We start from the raw sequence: 18,473 nt of genomic DNA on the forward strand, positions 1-18,473 counted from the left end.
CTGTTTTTATACAAAAAAAGCTAGCTACGTAGGCTAGCTTTTTATTAAACATTAAAGTAACGACCTTCTGGATGGCTAAATACCATTGCGCTGACACTTGCTTCTGGTTCCATCATAAATTCTTCTGTTAAATTTACACCGATATCTGCTGGTTTTAATAACTTAAATAATTTTGCTTGGTCTTCGATATTTGGACATGCAGGATACCCAAATGATACACGAATTCCTTGATATTTAGCTGAAAAACGTTCACTCATGGTCATGTCAACGGAATCCGGGAATCCCCATCTATCACGCATTAACGTATGAACACGTTCTGCAAATCCTTCTGCCATTTCTAGAGCTAGTGCTTGGAACATATGAGATTTCAAATAATCACCATCGTCTTTTAGTTTCATTGCCACTTCTCGAACACCAATTCCTGTTGTGACATTGAAAAATCCGACATAATCCATCACACCACTATCTTCATCTTTTAAATAGTCACTTAAACATAAAAAGCGATTTCCTTTTTGACGAGGGAACGTAAAGCGTTCGATGATTGTTTTTTCATCGTTTGGATCATAAATAATAATATCATTTCCATCCGCTTGTGCAGGAAAAAATTGATAGACAGCATTTGCTGTTATCCATTTTTTATCTTCTGCTTCTTTTACTAATTCTTTCAGTAATTTGTATAACTCGGTTACTTTTGGATCTTTCTCTTCTATTAATTTATTTACTTTTCCTTTAACCCCTAAGTGATGACCAAGTAACATTTGTAAATTCACATATGGGAATATCGTATGAAGCGGATAGTCTTTTAATAAATGACGTTTCGTGTCATGAGGTACCCACACTTTTCCGTCCTTCGAAACAGTTGATTTTCTCTCCATTTCTTGTACTTCTTCGACAGATGCTTTCTCTTTCGCTTTTGCTTGCGCTTTTTCAGTAACTTCTTTTAAACGCTCATAATACGTTTCTGACATTTTTTCACGCGCTTCATGATTACTTAATTTATTCGCTAAATCTAATCCTTCCATTGCATCTTTTGCATAAAGGACGAGACCATCATACTCAGGTGAAATTTTCAAGTCTGTAAATTTACGTGTTAATGCCGCACCACCGATTAACATTGGAATACTAATATTTGCTTGTTTTAAATCTTGTGCAGTTAAAACCATCTGTTGCGCTGATTTTACTAACAATCCGGATAATCCAAGCGCATCTGGTTTTTCACGTTTTACCGCTTCAATTAATTCATTGGGTGGTACTTTAATTCCAAGGTTAATTACTTCAAATCCGTTATTCGATAAAATGATTTCCACTAAATTTTTTCCAATATCATGCACGTCGCCTTTAACGGTGGCTAATAATATTTTACCTTTTCCAGCATCCTCAGAAGCTTCCATGAATTGTTCTAGATGTGCAACGGATGCTTTCATCACTTCTGCACTTTGTAGTACTTCTGCAACAATTAATTCATTATTATTAAATAAACGACCTACTTCCGCCATTCCAGTCATTAATGGTCCATTAATAATATCTAATGGTTGATTATATTTTTTTAATGCCTCATTTAAATCATCAATTAATCCTTCTTTTGTTCCTTCTACTACATAACTAGAAATCCGCTCCTCTAATGGTAAATTTTTCTTTTCATCAATGGAACTTGTCGTTTTTTTGCCACGATACATCGCCGCAAATGCTGCTACCGTTTCTTGAGAGGTACGATACAGAATATCTTCTGAAAGTTTTTTCTCTTCTTCTGGAATCGATGCATATCGTTGAAGCTTCTCTGTATTGACAATGGCATAATCGAGACCAGCTTTTGTACACTCATATAGATAAACAGCATTTAATACTTCTCGACCGACATTTGGTAAACCGAACGAAACGTTACTTACCCCTAAAATAGTTAAACACTCTGGCATTTCTTGTTTGATTAAACGAATTCCTTCGATTGTTTCTTCCGCAGAACCGATATATTGTTTATCCCCAGTCCCTACTGGAAAAACAAGTGGATCAAAAATAATATCACTCGGCTTAATTCCATATTTATTTACTAAAAGATTATACGAGCGTTTCGCAATTTCTAATTTACGTTCGCGGGTAATGGCCATCCCTTGTTCGTCAATGGTTCCAACTACGACAGCTGCACCAAACTTTTTAACGAGCGGTAACACTTTTTCGAATCGTTCTTCCCCGTCTTCTAAGTTAATCGAGTTAATAATTGATTTTCCTTGTGTATATGTCAGGGCTTTTGCAATGACCTTTTCGTCTGTACTATCAATCATAAAAGGTACTTTTACTTTGTTTACTACTTGTTGTAAAAATTTCTCCATGTCTTCTAATTCATTACGATCGGGGTTTGCTAAACAAACATCAATGACATGTGCACCTTTTTTCACTTGCGCCCGAGCAATTTCCGCTGCTTCTTCATATTGTTCCTTGCTTATTAATTCTTTAAATTTTCTAGACCCAATCACATTTGTTCTTTCCCCAACAAATAACGGTCTCATAGAAGAATCATACACTAATGGCTCAATCCCAGAAACTGCATGTGGATGAAGTGTTTTCACTTGATGTGGTTGATAACGACTCATTGCTTCTCGAACAACGCGAATATGAGCAGGTGTCGTTCCGCAACATCCTCCCACGACATTGATCCATCCTTTTTCTGCAAATCCTTCTAATTTTTTCGCAAATGATTCTGGTGATTCGTGATAATGCCCTTCTTCATCTGGTAGCCCTGCATTCGGATAGACACTAATTCTTGTATCTGCTAATTCCGATAAAGAACGAATATGGTCACGCATAAATTCTGGACCTGTTGCACAGTTTAATCCAACTACGATTGGTTTCATGTGTTCTAATGATAAATAAAATGCTTCGATATTTTGACCAGCTAACGTTGTTCCCATCGGTTCAATCGTTCCTGATACCATAATTGGTAAAATGACATTCATATTCTGGAATGCTCGATCGATACCTAAATAAGCGGCTTTCACATTTCGCATATCTTGGCTAGTTTCAAGTAGCAATAAATCAACGCCACCCTCAATTAAACCTTCTACTTGCTCTTGATAAGTATCTATTAATTTCTCGAATGTTACTCCGCCTGTCACCGAAAGTGATTTGGTTGTAGGCCCCATCGCTCCAGCAACAAACCTTGGCCACTCCTCTGTTGAAAAATCCGTTGCTGCTTTTTTCGCAAGTTGCGCAGCTTTTACATTTATTTCTTTCGCTAAATGACTTAAATTATAATCACTTAAAACTAATGAAGTAGCTCCAAATGTATTCGTTTCAATAATATCTGCACCAGCTTCTAAATATTCTCGATGAATATGATCAATAACTTCTGGCTTCGTTAAGATTAAATATTCATTACATCCTTCATATTCCTCTCCCCCAAAATCTTCAGCCGTTAAATTAGCAGCTTGAATCATCGTTCCCATAGCCCCGTCCAGTACGAGAATTCGTTCATTTAGTTGTTTTTCTAATAAAGATACTCCCAATTGTTCTACGTCCTTTCTTGTTTGAAATTAAATCGATGCTAGTTTCTTACGGTCTTTTGCCTGAATAAACTGAGCAAGTTCAACTGTTAAATCATATCGATTAAATGGTGTAATTAAATAAATACCGTTAAAATACTCCAATGCTACATCTAAAAGTGATTTACTAATAGCTAAACTTTCTTTCGTTGCTTCTTCTTTTGTTTGACAACGTTTCATTGTCGTTAAAATATCTTCTGTTAACCGAATCCCTGGTACTTCATTGTGTAAAAATTCTGCATTTCGCGCACCAGTAAATGGCATAATCCCTAAATAAATAGGCGTTTGCAAATGTTTCGTTGCTTCATACACTTCGATAATTCTTTCTTCCGAATAAACTGGTTGTGTCATAAAAAAGTCTGCACCAGCTTCTATTTTTTTCTCCATCCGTTGCACTGCTTTTTCTACGTACTTCACATTCGGATTAAAAGCAGCTCCGACCGAAAAATCCGTTTTCCCTTCTAATGACTGACCAGAAAACGATAATCCTTCGTTTAGTTGTTTAATAAAACGGATCAATTCAAATGATGACAGATCATATACACCAGTTGCGCCTGGAAAATCACCTACTTTTGCAGGATCACCTGTAATGGCTAATATATCTCGAATCCCTAATGCATGTAGCCCTAATAAATGCGATTGTAATCCGATTAAATTACGATCGCGACAAGTGAGATGAACTAATGAGCGTATTTGATATTGCTGTTTTAAAATGGACGCCATCGCCATATTCGAAATTCTTGGGGTTGCTAATGAGTTGTCAGCCATTGTGATTGCTTCTACTCCCGCTTGATGCAATGCTTTTGCCCCTTCGATAAAAGGTTCCATGTTCACGTTCTTTGGTGTATCTAATTCCACAATGATGGATCGTTTCGTTTTTACAACCTCTTGAAGCGGAGCATCGCTACGTTTCCTCGTAACAGAAAGCGTTGCTGGCGTTGCTTTCGTTTCCTGGAATGATTTTTCTGAAATCGGCTTTAATTCCCGAACTGCTTCTGCCATATAGCGAATATGTTCTGGTGTCGTTCCGCAACATCCACCGATTAAACGAACGCCTTCTTTCACAAATTCTGTTGCCATTTCGCCAAAATATTTTGGATTTTCTGAATATGAGAATTTTCCGTCAATATATTGCGGTAAACTAGCATTTGGATATGCACTTAAAAAAGCATGATCAAAAATCGGTACTTCTTTAAACGACCGTAACATATGAAGTGGACCTAAACGACAATTTAATCCAACTACATCTGCCCCTAAGTCAATTAACTCTGCAAACGCGTCTTTTACTTTCTTTCCGCCTTGCAACACTCCTACTTCATGAAGAGATAATTGTGCAACAACCGGAAGGTTGGTTAATTTTTTTGCGACTTTCACTGCTATCTTTAATTCTTCTAAATCATAATATGTTTCAAATAAAAAACCATCTATTTGTTCCTGTGCTAACCAATACACTTGTTCTGAAATCATTTTTTCGAGCTCTTCTAATTCGTTATCACGTTTATGAAGAGCACGAATACCACCTACAGTTCCAAGAACAAACACTTCGTCTTTTGCCGCTTGACGAGCGATTCTAGCACCTGCTTGATTGATTTGTTTTGTTAACGCTTCGAGCCCATATCGTTGTAATTTTTCTGCATTGGCTGCGTATGTGTTTGTTTGGATAACTTGAGCACCTGCTTCAATATAGGCACGATGAATATTGTATATTTCTTCACTATGCGTTAAATTCATTTCTTCATAAGAACGATCTACCCCATGGGAATATAGCATCGTTCCCATTGCCCCGTCCGCAATTAAAATATCATTTTGTAATTTTTTTAACAACTCCATCTACTCACACCCTACTCTTTATTCTCCACACAAAAAAACCCTTCCTCTAGAAAGAAGAAGGGAAAATTCACATGACCTTCTTCTTATCTAGCTGGAATTAGCACCTTTACCTACTAGTAGGTCGGTTGCTGAGACGTCTTTGGGCCAGTCCCTCAGTCTCTCTTGATAAGAAGTTTAAACGAGCTATCCTATTAAACTTGTAATTAACAATACTATAACTGTGTGAAAAATTCAATCCTTTTTCATACAGAAAGTTTTTCTGTATGTTTTAACGCCATTTGTTCTTCGTTTATAAGTCGTACTTTATATAATACTAGCCACCATAATCCAAGCATAAATGGAACGATAAAATAAAGATAATGGTCAAACTTTAAGAATACATAATCAAACATACCATGCAACATAATTGGAAGTAAAAAGGATAAAGATAAAAGAATCTTTTTCTTTTTTCCTGTTTGAAATTTACCTTTTCCGACATAATACCCCATCACCGCACCAAATAACGCATGACCAGATACTGGTAAAAGCGCCCGCATAAAGGCAAAATCAATTCCATATACAAATAAATATAAAATATTTTCAATCGTAGCAAAACCTAATGATACACTTACTGCATACACAATTCCATCGAAAGGTTCGTTAAACTCTCCATTCTTATACACACCATACATTAAAACAAACCACTTCACACATTCCTCTAGGAAACCAGCTTGAAGAAATGCTTGTTGCCAATCACGAATAAATAGACCTTCTTGTATAAAAATATATTGCATAAACATAACAGGGAAAGTTAATAAACACCCAAACAAAAACATCCGAATAACAAGTGAAATCGGTTCGACGTATTTATCGCGCAAATAAAAATAACTAAGTAACGCAAACCCAGGAGCGATTCCTGCTGTAATAATCGTAATCATTTGTTCCCTCACTTTTATTATTTTATAACGATTTCTTCTGTTTCAAGTATATTAGCTTCATCAATTATAGCTAAAAAGAACAAAACTGAATGTTGATTCATCTTTCGTTGTTTGCTACTCTATCCTTCCAAAATAATCTTTCACCATTTTACTAGCTAGGCAGCACCTTAAAGAGCGAACAAAAGGAAATTAGCAAAATGAATATCCTTCCTTTTTCTTTCATTATAGCTTCTTTATGATGACATTTATTCTTTTATTTTAACAGATTATAGCTTCCTTTTTATGTTTTACACAAAATTTATTGGAAAACAAAAAAATCCTTGCCCATCTTTTAAAAAGGGCAAGGAACTTTTACACGTATTTTTTATTTAACACTCTTTTTCCATTATTTTGTTTGCAATCAGACCTCCGTGAAATCGGCCATTTTCAATAAAAATTTCATTTGCTTCATTACCTGCAGCAATAACACCCGCAATAAATAGATTTTCCACATTTGTTTCCATTGTTTCAGGATTAAAATGAGGTCTTCCAGTCTCTTGATTTTCGATTACTCCCATACTTTGAATAAAAGAATGATCAGGATGATAACCTGTCATCGCAAACACATAATCATTTTCAATAACAACTTCTTCGCCATTCTTTACATAGACAACTTCATGATCACGAATTTCTTTTATTGTTGCGTTAAACTCCATTTTTACTAATTCATTTCGAACGAGCGACTCAAATTCTGGTAATACCCATGGTTTAATACTCGAAGAATATTCACATCCTCTATAGACAACGGTTACACGGGCACCTGCTTTTTCAAGTTCTAACGCCGCATCAATCGCTGAGTTTTTCCCACCAATGACAACTACATCTTTATCGAAGTATGGATGCGCTTCTTTAAAATAATGAAATACTTTCTTTTTCTCTTCCCCTGGAACATTCATATAATTTGGGCTATCATAATATCCAGTTGCAATTACAACATACTCCGTATTATATCGTTCTTTTGTTCCATCTTGTTTTATCGTATACACATGGAATGAACCATCCACTTGCTTTTCTACTTTTTCAACCCGTTCATATGCATTCACACGAACTTCTTTTAATTTCACGACTTCTCGATAATACGCCAATGCTTGATTGCGCTTCGGTTTCCGTCCTTCAATGATAAATGGAACATCCCCAATCGCCAATTTTTCACTCGTGCTAAAGAATGTTTGATGCGTTGGATAACGGTAAATAGAATGTACCACATTTCCTTTTTCTATCACAAGCGGATTTTTACCTATTTTTTGAAGTTCGATTGCCGCTGATAATCCACACGGACCTCCACCAACAATAAGCGCATCTTCTTTTTTCATTGCAAAACATCTCCTAATAAATGATCTTTTCTACTTCAATGATAAGCTACATTCCTGCAACAAATAGGAATGAACACTCATACCGTTCAAACATATATGCATAGTTAATGATAGCAAAAAAACAAGAAATCTTCCATCAGTGAAGGGTTTGCTATTCTTCATTAAAGCATAGATGAACTGGTTTCACTATTATACAAGAGGCGAAGAGTGCTCGATTAACGACGGAGCTAAACTAGGAAGTGTAATCCCCACTCCGCTGTTTTCTAGTGCTACCTTACCTTTTTGAAGAGGGGATTCTTCCTATCCATTTATGAGAGATACATATACATTCCCTTATTTTTTTAATGACAACAGAAGGAATTGTTCAATCATGGCTTCATAACTTAAACCAATTACTTTGGCTGCATCTGGAAACAGACTAGTTGCAGTCATTCCTGGGAGCGTATTCACTTCTAAAATAACAAATTCCCCATTATCTTGTAACAAAAAGTCTACTCGTGAATACACTTCGCATCCTAATGCTTGGTGCGCTAAAATTGCTTGTTGTTTAATTTTTTTACTTAATTCTTCGTCTATAGGTGCTGGTACAATATGTTCACTCATACCCGGAGCATACTTTGCTTCATAATCGTATAATTGATTTTTCGAAATAATTTCAATGATTGGCAAAGTCATTTCTTTTTTATATTCTCCCATTACTGCAACGGTAAGTTCTCTTCCTTTAATAAATTCTTCTAGCAGAACTTCTTCATCGTGTTCAAACGCTTTCTCTATCCCGTTTAACAATGTCTCCTCATCACCCGCAATCGTTAACCCAATGGTTGATCCTTCATGATTAGGTTTTACTACGATTGGAAATGAAAATGGCACGTCAAATGCCTCTGCATCAAATGTTTTTTTTGTTACTAAACAATCCTTTGCTACTCTAATGCCTGCTTTTTTGAAAAAAACTTTTGCCCGTTGTTTATCCATGGCTAATGCACTTGCCAAAACATTCGAACCAACATATTTTAATCCAAGCATATCTAGTAAACTTTGCACTCGTCCATCTTCGCCAAAACGTCCATGTAACCCGATAAATACGATATCCACATCTTGGTTTTTTAACTGAATTACTTCTTCTAAGCGGGCTGGATGAAAATCTATTCCAATCACTTCATGTCCCTTTTTCTTTAACGCATTCATAATTCCTTTTCCTGAGTTAATGGATACTTCCCGTTCATTGGAAATCCCACCATATAAAACTGCAACTTTCATCAAAAAAACTCCTTTCACATTATATAAAAAATCTTCCATTAAAGGAGGCTTTTATTTTTCTCCACTCTCACGTGTTAAAGATGGAAAATGGGAGTGTTATTTTCTTTTCATGAAAAGAAAAACCTCCAGCTTTCTTCTATTTATCTAGTTCATCGCTTCTTTATTCGTAAAAAACTACTATCATCATACCATGTTTTTTTAAGATGCAAAGAACTTGTTCTGAAATTTGTGCAAAACAACTTTTCTACGGTATACTAATTATATTCAAATTATGATGTGAGGATGAAGGCATGATGAAAACTGTATTTTTTTCTTTTGCTCACCCCGATGATGAAACTTTTACAACAGGTGGTGTAATTACTCGGTATGCAAAGAAAAACAATGTAAAGACAATTGTCTATTCTGCTACCCATGGGGATGCGGGGAAATGTGGAAATCCACCAATTTGTACGAAAGAAGAACTGGCAAATGTACGAAAAAAAGAATTAGAACAAGCTACTTCTATTTTAGGGGTGGATGAATTAATTGTAGATACATTTAAAGACGGAACATTGCTAGACTTAGAAGAAAACATTCTATACGAACGAGTACGAGAATTGCTACTAGAGTATAAACCAGAAATTATCGTCACATTTCCACCGCATGGCATTTCTGGTCATCGTGATCATACCGCTATTCAGGAAGCTACGTTAAAAGCGATGATATCTCTAAAAAATAGCATAAACATCGAAGCGCTTTACTATGCAGCAATCCCACAATCGTTTGTGGAACAATCAGGTATGTCAATTATTGGTGATCCAGACGAAACAATTGACGTCTCCATTTCGTTAACAATGGATGAACGTGAAAATATCCGACAAGCATTGCTTGCACATAAAACACAACATCTATCAGTTGAACGTGTTTTCCCTACTATTTATAATACAAATCAGCCATTCCATCGATATAATAACTTCGAATATTATATCCGAATTTGGAAAAAAGAAGATTTTCAAGAGTCATCGGAAGACTTACTTCCTGCTAACTAATATAACAATCGATAAAAAGAAGGACTGCTAAATTAAGCAGTCCTTCTTTTTATCGATTGACAAAATGATGATAAATATGATGAATGGCTTCCTTTTCCATCAATACTTTTCCGTACTCCATTACTTTAAAGACCGTTGTAGTAGATGGATAGCCAAACTCCGATAAAATAGCAATGAAATTATCAGACGAATTCATTTCAATATGCTCCCAATCAAAGTATAAGTAAAACAATCCATTATAAGAATATAACATTCCTTCTTTTATTCCGAGCACATGCAAGCGGCTCGATAAAGAAATCACATCTTCAAATGACATAAATTCATAAAAGATGTGATGACGTTCATCTAGTGTAAGTTGCATATCCACATATTCATCTTCTATTTCCTCATCATCATCCTCTTGTAAAGAATCAGATGGTTGTGTTGTAACAATAATAACCATGCCTTGTGCTGGCATGGAATACATTTCAACTGCCAATGGACCGTCTATTTCAAAACCAACTTCTTCGTTGGCTTCATCGATTAAATCTAAAAATAGTCCATGGAGTTTTGGTACATCGTGCCAAATATCTTCTTTTGTTAAATTACGTTCTTTTAAATCATCGTACGTAACAAAAACCTTTATTTTATTTACCGATAATCGTTCTACTCGCATGAGCGACCCTCCTTCGCACCTCTCATGGATTCAGAAAACAAAAGATAATAACACAAGTGTACCGATAATATAGATAAAACACAATAAGTTTACTGAAAATTAATATTAGATTAATATTTCATTTCGGCTAACATTTTATCTAACCATGCATCCCAAACATCTGGGGTGGATCCAAAAAGATATTTTTGATATTTTTCCTTGACTTCTTTTGATACTTGTTCAAATGCTTGACCACCAAGGCCGACAACCAACTGCTCATTCTCCGACACCTCATCCACGAGAGCTAATGTTTCTTCGACATTATGAACTAATGTACAAGAAATAAATAAAAAACGAGGTCGTACTTCTTGCAATACTAATTTGACGTCTTCTGCTGGAATTCCTGCCCCTAAATAAACAACATCAAACCCTCTTCTTCGCAAATGCAACACAAAAATTAATAAACCAAGTTCATGTTGTTCATTTAGTCCGCATACCGCAATAACCTTTGGTAAAAACCCGTGTACTGGATACATATGAAAAATGTTTCCGATTCGTGTGCGTAAAAAAGAAGTAGCAAAGTGTTCGTGAGCAACAGAAATAAAGCCTTTTTCCCACTCGTCTCCAATGTTCACAAGTAACGTTGCTAATATTTCAATTAGCACTTTATCTATCGAATATAAACTAAATGCTTCATCTAAAATAGCGTGTGCTTTTCGTTCATCAAATGACATCAGTGCATTATATAATTTCTCTCTCATTTTTTCTAAACGATTGTCTACTTGCGGATGTTCTAAAAAAGAACTTCCTGTTTCATTTCTTTTATTTTCCAAAATTGACACTGCTTGTGAAATATTAAATCCTTTATTGACTTTATCTGCTAACCACCTAATTGTACGGACATGTTCATCTGTATATAAACGATGTCCTGCTTTGTTTCGCACAGGTTCTACAATATGGTAGCGTCGTTCCCATGCTCTTAACGTACCTGGCTGGATTCCGATTAATTGTGATACTGCTTTAATGTTATATTTTCCTTCCTGACTTGCCATTTATGTTCCCCCAAACGAATTCTTCTTGCTTCTATTATACCCTTTTCACTTTGTGTAAACTTTGCATAAGTTTTTTATACTCGTTATGTGTACCATACCTATTCTCTTATTTTCACGTCAATTTTTTTCCCTCCACGCATATACATGAAAAAGAAAGGAGTTGACATCATGAACTCGTCTTCTAAAAAGCCTGTTCATTCAGATCATTTTTCTCCACAATTCCCGTTATTTGAAGCTATCCAAAAAGGAACCCTCTTTAAAAAATTATACCATCCTTATATCGAAAAAAGGGGGAACGACAATTGAATATGCAAGCTTTTAATTGGCTTTATCGTTTACAGGCCGTTCAATTTGCCTTAGTAGAACTACAACTTTATTTAGATACGCATCCGAACGATACTGTTGCAAAACAACAATATACTAAGTATAGCGATTATATAAGAGAATTTATACCTCTCTACGAAAAACAATTTGGTCCACTTTTTCAATATGGTCTTTCGGACGGCTTCAAAGGAAACAGTCCTTGGGTCAATGAACCATGGCCATGGGAATTAGAATACCCGAAAAAATAGTGAAAATACAGGAGGATGTACATGTGGATTTATGAACGAAAATTACAAATCCCAGTCCGTGTTTCTACAAAAAATCTACCACTTGCCAAATACTTAATTACACAATATGGTGGACCAGACGGAGAATTATCTGCAGCTTTACGTTATTTAAATCAACGATATACCATGCCAGATAAACGTGCTAAAGCACTATTAACAGACATCGGCACCGAGGAACTTGGTCACCTAGAAGTTATTGCTACTTTGGTCCATAAGTTAGTTAAAGATGCAACACCAGAAGAAATGAAAAAAGCTGGTTTAGGTAGTCATTTTGCTGATCATGAAAAGGCACTTTTCTACGTCGACGCGAGCGGAAATCCATGGACCGCAACTTATATTCAAGCAAAAGGAGATCCAGTAGCCGATTTAGCAGAAGATATTGCTGCAGAAGAAAAAGCACGAGCAACGTATGAAGCTTTAATCCAATTAAGTGACGACCCAGGTGTAAAAGATGCATTACGTTATTTACGTCAAAGAGAAATTGTGCATGCACAACGTTTTAAAGAAGCACTTTATTATATTCAAGAACATATGAAAACAGGTAAAAGAGAAGAAATAGAACAATCAAACGAAAATGTCATTATCGACACTTCGATTACACCAGATGATTATTTATCCTAATTTTCCAAAAAAACAGCTGAGTTCATAATGAAGCTCAGCTGTTTTACTATGAATAATATAAATTAATATCATATGTGACAAATAAATCATGATACACTTGTTCTTTCTCTTCTTTTGTAATGAAAAAGTCATTTGAAAACTCCCGAATATAATGACAAAGTTCTTCATACTTCTTTTGTGATTCTTGAAATAGCGAAGTTTGAAAGATAAAAACAACAAAAAGCGGTCCAAGTAATAAAAACCAATCAAAAAATAGCCGAAGCGTCCATACTGTTTGTAGAAGTTGAAAACTTGCTAATCCTAAAAAAAAGAGAACAATCGTTCCAACTACACGAAGAGAACGCCTCCGTTTTTCCATCACCCTTTTTCGCTTAATACATTCCTCCAATAAAATCGCAGTAATCGATGGCGACATTCGAAAAATTCCTTTCACTTTTTTATCACTATATGCTTGTACTTTTTTCTTAGAACTAGTTGTTTCCTAATCATAAAGACAAACGAGCCATCCAATGTTCAGAAAACAGAACTGTTAATACGAGCAAAATAAATAAAATAAACAATAAGCGAATTAAAGGAATTCCGATTGTAAAACGCATCCTCCCCCTTTTTTGTTTATAATAGTTTATTCGCGATGGAGGTGGTTCTTGTTGTATATGTTTCACTTTTTCACGTAAATTTTCTGCTTGATCTTCCATAAACATCCCCTTCTCGTCTCTCAACTACGTGGGTTTTTTTGTCTCTTTTTTATGTATAAACCTAAAACCAAATCAATCGTCCAATGAAGCAAAATTACAAGGGCCAAACTATCAGTTTCCTTATAAATCCAGCCAAATACAAAACTTATTATCACTACTTGCAAAAACAAAACGATTTTAGATAAGTAGCGAACATGGACTAACGCAAAAATAAGGCTTGCAATAACCCAACCAAATTGACCTTGTATCACGTAACGAAATAAATATTCTTCGCAACACGCAATGAGTAGTGTGAACACAAAAATTTGACTATTCGTGCAACTACGAAATAATCGGTCGTTTATTCCACCATCGTCTATCCATTTTTTCGGCATTTTTTTATCAAAAATGAAGTCAATCGAAATAATGACGAAGCTAGGAATAAGAACATAATAAAGAACGAGTGTAGGAGTAAGTACAAAATCTACTTTTTGAAAAAACGGCCTTTGAAATAAAATATGTAACATGACGCCTAAACTAAACAAAATAAATTGAGAAAGCAGCAACGATTTCCGCATTTGTTCATCCGATATTTCATTCATTATGTCCTGTTTTTCTGCCATACTATCGACTCTCTTCTTCATGGAATAAAAATGCTAATCGTTTCTGCCAATCCATTGACTCAACATCCTTTGTTTCTTTTTTCGAAAGGAACGGTTCGAATGGAAATTGACAATGGTTACAACAGTATATTGGTTGCTTTTCTTTTTGTTGATGAAAAATACGTAACAATTCTTCACGATAACAACGTTCGGTTTGTAACCATTGTGTCATTTGGATCACTTTTTTTATTTTTGTTTTTTTTCGTACTTGTATTGCTTCCATTATCGTTTGTTTTATTTCTTCAAAAGAAAAGTCAACCACTTCCCCATTTTCTTTATACCCTTTTGCTTGTTCTAATTGAAACAATAAATAACGCTCTTTGCCTTCCGAAAGCTCCATTGTTTCAGTTGCTTGATAGACATTTTTAGTTTGCAGACATAACATCAACCATTGCACCACTTCTTTTTCTGTCGGCAAATCTTGTTCAATAAAAGATAACGGTATTCGTTCATCTCCTTCTGCATACAGTAAAAGAGCGATACTTTGTAACCCGTCACGTCCCGCCCTTCCGATTTCTTGCATGTACGATTCCATGTCTTGAGATAATCCGTAATGAATAATAAAACGAATATTATCTTTATTAATCCCCATTCCAAAAGCACTTGTACATACTAAAACATCCAATTGATTATGTAAAAATTGTTGTTGAATCAACATCCGATCTTCTGATGTCATCCCACCATGATAATAACTAACATGGTGCACACCATTTTCTCGTAACGCATCCGCAATTAGTTCTGTCTTTTGTCTACTTGATACATACACTAACCCTGGTTTTTGAAGAGATTTGACATATTCTATAAGCTTTTGTTGCTTCTCTAATTCATGTTGAACGTATTCCACATAAAGTGCGATATTTGGTCGATCGACAGAATAAATATGACGTTTCACTTTAGATAATTTTAATTGTTCTATAATATCTTTTTGTACAGCCTCCGTTGCAGTTGCTGTTAATGCCAAAAGCGGAGGAGTTTTGAGACGATGATGGATAGTGCTTATTTTCAAATAATCCGTTCGAAAATCATGTCCCCAAGCTGAAATACAATGTGCTTCATCTACGACAAAAAGAGTAACTGCTATTTTTTCTAAAGCACGAATAATCTGCTCATTTTGCAAACTTTCTGGAGAAATATAAATAAACCGGTAAAAATGTAACGATGCTAACACGTCTCGTTTTTCATTAGGCGATAAAAAACTATTAATCGCAACGACATGTTTTTCTCCTTTTTTACGAAGTTGGTTTACTTGATCTTCCATTAATGATAAAAGTGGGGAAACAATCAGGACAGTACCATTCATCATATATCCCGGTAATAAATAACAAAGTGATTTCCCAACGCCTGTTGCCAACATTGCTAATACGTTGTTTCCTTTTAACACATCTTGAATAATTTCTTTTTGTCCTTCCCTAAACGAGTCATAGTGAAAATAATGTTTTAATGCTTGTTCTAACGCAATCATTACATTCCTCCCTCTTTTGCCAACACAAGGCGAATTTGAAAATAAGAAACATCTTCAGAAAGGGATTGTTTTAAAACTTTTAATTTTCTGCTAGCTTGTTGCTTTGTTTTCTGTTTGACTTCTTCTATTATGGTGCTAGAGACATAAGGATCAATTGAGAACGTTGGTATGTTTAATGCTATTTCAACAAGATGATCTTCAATCGTACTTATTTTTAACCTTCGAATCGACGCAATCTCCTCGACTGTGTATCCTCGTTGTACAAAATTCCATGTTTCATTTGCTGTATGCGTTAATGCATATGGCTTTATCACGTCTTTCATACACATATAAAGAACAGGATAATCTTCCGATTGTTTTATTACTTCTTTTATGATTTGATGTAATCCTGCATGAAATTGAATCGCTACATACGTTTCATCCTCTTGGTACTGTTTTGCTAACTGAGGTACTGTAACACCTGCAACTCGATCAGATGTACATTGAAACACAATAAGCTCCTTCTGTCTGTCCGTTAGTGGTATCAGAATATTGGTTAACTCTTTGTATAATTGATGACACATAAATTGTCGCTCTTGTTTCGTTTTTGGAAAATGTTGTTTAACCCAAAGCTTTGTCGGATAATGTGTAATAACAGGAATAAATCCTCCTGAATGAAAAACAACATTCGTTAAACTTTGTATATATAAAATAAGACGTCGCCAAAAATGTATTGCGACATATCCGTATGTAAATCCATCTAATTCTTTCGGTATTTTTTCCATAAAGAACGGGACTTGTTTTTTACCATCGTCTGTCACAAACAAGTTCTGTTCCGTACAATATACATACCCCTTTTCTAGTAAAAAACGCATATCTTTCTTAAAATCCTCTTTTGAATATGTCATATAAGCAGCATAAAAAGGGGTTAAGTGATACCATTTTGCATCTTGAATAGATTGTTGCGAGCGCTTACCAGTTAACAGGTGATAAACGCCTGATGGAGTCCGCTCTCCATTCATTTGTAAAAATGCATATAATAAAACAAATTGGCGAAAATTCATCTACTCACCTCTTTTTCTTTTAGTGTATCATTTTTTCAAAAATAGTGGGTTTAAACAACGTTTCTTTGGGTAAAGTTAAATAAGACTATAAAAAAAGTACTTTACTATTGAAAAGTTTAGCATTCCGCTTTACAATGATGAAGGAAGTAATCGTTTCCAACATATTTTTATAGAGGAAACAATTATTTTCTTTCTTATCAAACAATCTGTTTTCACAGGTTAATCTTTAACTCAATTAGGAGGTTTATAAACATGGCAAAATTTACAATTGTTGACAAAGAAACATGTATCGCATGTGGCGCATGTGGCGCTTCAGCACCAGACATCTATGATTACGATGATGAAGGTATCGCATTCGTTACATTAGATGACAACCAAGGTGTAAAAGAAGTTCCTGAAGAGTTAATTGACGATATGATGGATGCTTTTGAAGGTTGTCCAACTGACTCAATTAAAGTAGCAGAAGAAGCTTTTGACGGCGACGCTAACAAATTTGAGTAAGCAAAGAAAGGTTGACTATTGAATAGTCAACCTTTTTCTCCCTCATTCTCCCTTTTTTAATAACTCGCTATCTTCTCCCACTAAAGCAACAATTGCTGCCATCCCATCTTGTACATTTATTATGTTTGTAAATCCATTTGTAGCTAAAAAATGCGCAACATGTTCGCTACGGACACCATGCGCACAAACAATGTATATTTCTTGTTCTGATGAAAATTGGTTCATTTCATGCGGAATGGTTTGCATTGGTTTTAAAACGGCATCTGATAAATGACATTCGTTCCATTCAAACCATTCCCGCACATCAACAATCATCTCATTTTTTAATAAACCATCTTTTATTTCTTGAACAAACTGTTCTACTGGTATGTTTTTATACATCCAAATTCCCCTTTCTCTGTTACATTCTTTTTTATTTTATCAACAAAACCATGTTTGTACCGAAAATGATAAAACAAAAACTTGGTAATTACCTCCAAATATTGTACCATTTCTAAATGAAAGAAAAGTATAAAATCTAATTTTTTTATCCTGTTTTCTACAAAAGATGCTCGCTCAATAAAATTTTTCTATTTGTTTCTTAGTTCTTATCTTTTCCTTTAACATCTTTCCTTTCTTTATGAAGGAAAAATTGATATAATATGAACGAACTTTATACATATTAGTTAGGGAGGAAATGACATGTCTAATAATCGCGTAGTTGAAGCTTTTATTGAAATTCCAACAGGTAGTCAAAATAAGTATGAATATGATGAAGAACGTGGCATTTTTAAATTAGACCGAGTTCTTTTTTCACCAATGTTTTATCCTGCAGAATACGGGTATTTAGAAAATACACTAGCTCTTGATGGAGATCCACTTGATATTTTAGTGTACACAACAAACCCTACATTCCCTGGTTGTGTCATTGACGCACGTATTATCGGTGTATTAATTATGAGTGACGACAAAGGACCTGATGAAAAACTTTTAGCAGTTCCAGCGGAAGATCCTCGTTTTAAAGATATTCATACACTTGCAGACATGCCACAACACGTATTAGATGAGATTTCTCATTTCTTTAAAGTTTATAAAGACTTAGAAAGAAAAGAAACAAATGTAGTGGGATGGGAAGATCACGAAAAAGCAAGTGCTTTAATCGACGAATGTAAAGTACGTTTTGAACAAAATAAATAAGCAGGTCTTTTGATCTGCTTTTTTATTTTACATTTTCTTCACTATTCTTTCTTATGGATAAGGAATAGACCAATCATATTGCGTCACAATATTCAGAATTATGATATATATTGACATCAT

General features: G+C 34.9%; 18 protein-coding genes, 1 pseudogene and 1 riboswitch. Of the genes and pseudogenes, 6 read left to right on the top strand and 13 right to left on the bottom strand.

All coding sequences use genetic code 11. From position 1 onward, the window contains the following. Positions 1 to 44 precede the first annotated feature (44 nt). The 5 genes from metH to BN1372_RS07890 form a co-directional block, all read right to left on the bottom strand. The gene (gene metH, locus BN1372_RS07870; RefSeq protein WP_062198305.1) at positions 45 to 3,497 is read right to left on the bottom strand and encodes a methionine synthase; all 3,453 of its coding nucleotides are present in this window, start codon (positions 3,495 to 3,497) and stop codon (positions 45 to 47) included. Positions 3,498 to 3,524: 27 nt separating this feature from the next. Further along, positions 3,525 to 5,363: a bifunctional homocysteine S-methyltransferase/methylenetetrahydrofolate reductase gene (locus BN1372_RS07875; protein ID WP_062198307.1), complete on the bottom strand. Its 1,839-nt coding sequence runs from the start codon at positions 5,361 to 5,363 to the stop codon at positions 3,525 to 3,527. 80 nt (positions 5,364 to 5,443) lie between these two features. Further along, a riboswitch (SAM riboswitch) is annotated at positions 5,444 to 5,535 on the bottom strand. Positions 5,536 to 5,605: 70 nt separating this feature from the next. Continuing rightward, on the bottom strand, positions 5,606 to 6,280 hold the full coding sequence (gene prsW / locus BN1372_RS07880; protein ID WP_062198309.1) for a glutamic-type intramembrane protease PrsW: 675 nt from the start codon (positions 6,278 to 6,280) through the stop codon (positions 5,606 to 5,608). Between the two features lie 368 nt (positions 6,281 to 6,648). Beyond that, the gene (locus BN1372_RS07885) at positions 6,649 to 7,632 is read right to left on the bottom strand and encodes a YpdA family putative bacillithiol disulfide reductase (RefSeq protein ID WP_062198311.1); all 984 of its coding nucleotides are present in this window, start codon (positions 7,630 to 7,632) and stop codon (positions 6,649 to 6,651) included. A gap of 333 nt (positions 7,633 to 7,965) precedes the next feature. After that, complete coding sequence (locus BN1372_RS07890; RefSeq protein WP_062198313.1) at positions 7,966 to 8,889, bottom strand: D-alanine--D-alanine ligase; 924 nt, start codon at positions 8,887 to 8,889, stop codon at positions 7,966 to 7,968. Positions 8,890 to 9,182: 293 nt separating this feature from the next. On the opposite strand from BN1372_RS07890, the gene BN1372_RS07895 reads away from it, so the two are divergent. Further along, positions 9,183 to 9,917: a PIG-L deacetylase family protein gene (locus tag BN1372_RS07895; protein ID WP_230198813.1), complete on the top strand. Its 735-nt coding sequence runs from the start codon at positions 9,183 to 9,185 to the stop codon at positions 9,915 to 9,917. 49 nt (positions 9,918 to 9,966) lie between these two features. Here BN1372_RS07895 and BN1372_RS07900 read toward each other — a convergent pair whose 3' ends face one another. Continuing rightward, a complete protein-coding gene (locus BN1372_RS07900) occupies positions 9,967 to 10,572 on the bottom strand; it encodes a genetic competence negative regulator (protein ID WP_062198317.1) in 606 nt (201 codons plus the stop codon). Positions 10,573 to 10,682: 110 nt separating this feature from the next. Continuing rightward, the gene (locus BN1372_RS07905; RefSeq protein ID WP_062198319.1) at positions 10,683 to 11,603 is read right to left on the bottom strand and encodes a MerR family transcriptional regulator; all 921 of its coding nucleotides are present in this window, start codon (positions 11,601 to 11,603) and stop codon (positions 10,683 to 10,685) included. Between the two features lie 168 nt (positions 11,604 to 11,771). On the opposite strand from BN1372_RS07905, the gene BN1372_RS15875 reads away from it, so the two are divergent. From BN1372_RS15875 to BN1372_RS07915, 3 genes and pseudogenes are all read left to right on the top strand, one after another. After that, complete coding sequence (locus tag BN1372_RS15875; protein ID WP_187118400.1) at positions 11,772 to 11,909, top strand: spore coat associated protein CotJA; 138 nt, start codon at positions 11,772 to 11,774, stop codon at positions 11,907 to 11,909. A gap of 2 nt (positions 11,910 to 11,911) precedes the next feature. After that, the gene (locus BN1372_RS07910) at positions 11,912 to 12,175 is read left to right on the top strand and encodes a spore coat protein CotJB (protein WP_062201194.1); all 264 of its coding nucleotides are present in this window, start codon (positions 11,912 to 11,914) and stop codon (positions 12,173 to 12,175) included. A 21-nt stretch (positions 12,176 to 12,196) separates the two neighbouring features. Continuing rightward, positions 12,197 to 12,742: pseudogene (locus BN1372_RS07915) on the top strand (manganese catalase family protein); the annotation flags it as partial. Between the two features lie 139 nt (positions 12,743 to 12,881). On the opposite strand, the gene BN1372_RS07920 reads toward BN1372_RS07915, so the two are convergent. From BN1372_RS07920 to BN1372_RS07940, 5 genes are all read right to left on the bottom strand, one after another. Continuing rightward, positions 12,882 to 13,250, bottom strand: coding sequence for a DUF2663 family protein (locus BN1372_RS07920; RefSeq protein WP_062198321.1), 369 nt, complete (start codon positions 13,248 to 13,250; stop codon positions 12,882 to 12,884). Between the two features lie 70 nt (positions 13,251 to 13,320). After that, on the bottom strand, positions 13,321 to 13,530 hold the full coding sequence (locus BN1372_RS07925; RefSeq protein ID WP_062198322.1) for a hypothetical protein: 210 nt from the start codon (positions 13,528 to 13,530) through the stop codon (positions 13,321 to 13,323). 20 nt (positions 13,531 to 13,550) lie between these two features. Next, positions 13,551 to 14,132 carry a CPBP family intramembrane glutamic endopeptidase gene (locus BN1372_RS07930; RefSeq protein ID WP_062198324.1) on the bottom strand — a complete coding sequence of 194 codons (582 nt, stop codon included), beginning with the start codon at positions 14,130 to 14,132 and terminating at the stop codon, positions 13,551 to 13,553. A gap of 1 nt (position 14,133) precedes the next feature. Further along, a complete protein-coding gene (locus tag BN1372_RS07935) occupies positions 14,134 to 15,633 on the bottom strand; it encodes a RecQ family ATP-dependent DNA helicase (protein WP_062198326.1) in 1,500 nt (499 codons plus the stop codon). Continuing rightward, complete coding sequence (locus BN1372_RS07940; protein WP_062198328.1) at positions 15,633 to 16,676, bottom strand: YpbB family protein; 1,044 nt, start codon at positions 16,674 to 16,676, stop codon at positions 15,633 to 15,635. The genes BN1372_RS07935 and BN1372_RS07940 overlap by 1 nt, the downstream gene beginning before the upstream one ends. 252 nt (positions 16,677 to 16,928) lie before the next feature. Here BN1372_RS07940 and BN1372_RS07945 point away from each other — a divergent pair, with 252 nt between their 5' ends. Beyond that, the gene (locus tag BN1372_RS07945; RefSeq protein ID WP_062198330.1) at positions 16,929 to 17,177 is read left to right on the top strand and encodes a ferredoxin; all 249 of its coding nucleotides are present in this window, start codon (positions 16,929 to 16,931) and stop codon (positions 17,175 to 17,177) included. 42 nt (positions 17,178 to 17,219) lie between these two features. On the opposite strand, the gene BN1372_RS07950 is transcribed toward BN1372_RS07945, so the two are convergent. Then, positions 17,220 to 17,558: a rhodanese-like domain-containing protein gene (locus tag BN1372_RS07950; protein ID WP_062198332.1), complete on the bottom strand. Its 339-nt coding sequence runs from the start codon at positions 17,556 to 17,558 to the stop codon at positions 17,220 to 17,222. Between the two features lie 300 nt (positions 17,559 to 17,858). On the opposite strand from BN1372_RS07950, the gene BN1372_RS07955 reads away from it, so the two are divergent. Then, positions 17,859 to 18,353: an inorganic diphosphatase gene (locus tag BN1372_RS07955; RefSeq protein WP_062198334.1), complete on the top strand. Its 495-nt coding sequence runs from the start codon at positions 17,859 to 17,861 to the stop codon at positions 18,351 to 18,353. Positions 18,354 to 18,473 lie beyond the last annotated feature (120 nt).

Origin of the sequence: Massilibacterium senegalense (assembly GCF_001375675.1) — a bacterium.
In the GTDB taxonomy this organism is placed as follows: domain Bacteria; phylum Bacillota; class Bacilli; order Bacillales; family Massilibacteriaceae; genus Massilibacterium; species Massilibacterium senegalense.

Excerpts from the sequence above, each read along its gene's own strand:
- BN1372_RS07875 (WP_062198307.1), bottom strand. The coding sequence starts at position 5,363 with ATGGAGTTGTTAAAAAAATTACAAAATGATATTTTAATTGCGGACGGG.
- prsW (WP_062198309.1), bottom strand. The coding sequence starts at position 6,280 with ATGATTACGATTATTACAGCAGGAATCGCTCCTGGGTTTGCGTTACTT.
- BN1372_RS07885 (WP_062198311.1), bottom strand. The coding sequence starts at position 7,632 with ATGAAAAAAGAAGATGCGCTTATTGTTGGTGGAGGTCCGTGTGGATTA.
- BN1372_RS07890 (WP_062198313.1), bottom strand. The coding sequence starts at position 8,889 with ATGAAAGTTGCAGTTTTATATGGTGGGATTTCCAATGAACGGGAAGTA.
- BN1372_RS07895 (WP_230198813.1), top strand. The coding sequence starts at position 9,183 with ATGAAAACTGTATTTTTTTCTTTTGCTCACCCCGATGATGAAACTTTT.
- BN1372_RS07900 (WP_062198317.1), bottom strand. The coding sequence starts at position 10,572 with ATGCGAGTAGAACGATTATCGGTAAATAAAATAAAGGTTTTTGTTACG.
- BN1372_RS07905 (WP_062198319.1), bottom strand. The coding sequence starts at position 11,603 with ATGGCAAGTCAGGAAGGAAAATATAACATTAAAGCAGTATCACAATTA.
- BN1372_RS15875 (WP_187118400.1), top strand. The coding sequence starts at position 11,772 with ATGAACTCGTCTTCTAAAAAGCCTGTTCATTCAGATCATTTTTCTCCA.
- BN1372_RS07910 (WP_062201194.1), top strand. The coding sequence starts at position 11,912 with ATGCAAGCTTTTAATTGGCTTTATCGTTTACAGGCCGTTCAATTTGCC.
- BN1372_RS07920 (WP_062198321.1), bottom strand. The coding sequence starts at position 13,250 with ATGTCGCCATCGATTACTGCGATTTTATTGGAGGAATGTATTAAGCGA.
- BN1372_RS07925 (WP_062198322.1), bottom strand. The coding sequence starts at position 13,530 with ATGGAAGATCAAGCAGAAAATTTACGTGAAAAAGTGAAACATATACAA.
- BN1372_RS07930 (WP_062198324.1), bottom strand. The coding sequence starts at position 14,132 with ATGGCAGAAAAACAGGACATAATGAATGAAATATCGGATGAACAAATG.
- BN1372_RS07935 (WP_062198326.1), bottom strand. The coding sequence starts at position 15,633 with ATGATTGCGTTAGAACAAGCATTAAAACATTATTTTCACTATGACTCG.
- BN1372_RS07940 (WP_062198328.1), bottom strand. The coding sequence starts at position 16,676 with ATGAATTTTCGCCAATTTGTTTTATTATATGCATTTTTACAAATGAAT.
- BN1372_RS07945 (WP_062198330.1), top strand. The coding sequence starts at position 16,929 with ATGGCAAAATTTACAATTGTTGACAAAGAAACATGTATCGCATGTGGC.
- BN1372_RS07950 (WP_062198332.1), bottom strand. The coding sequence starts at position 17,558 with ATGTATAAAAACATACCAGTAGAACAGTTTGTTCAAGAAATAAAAGAT.
- BN1372_RS07955 (WP_062198334.1), top strand. The coding sequence starts at position 17,859 with ATGTCTAATAATCGCGTAGTTGAAGCTTTTATTGAAATTCCAACAGGT.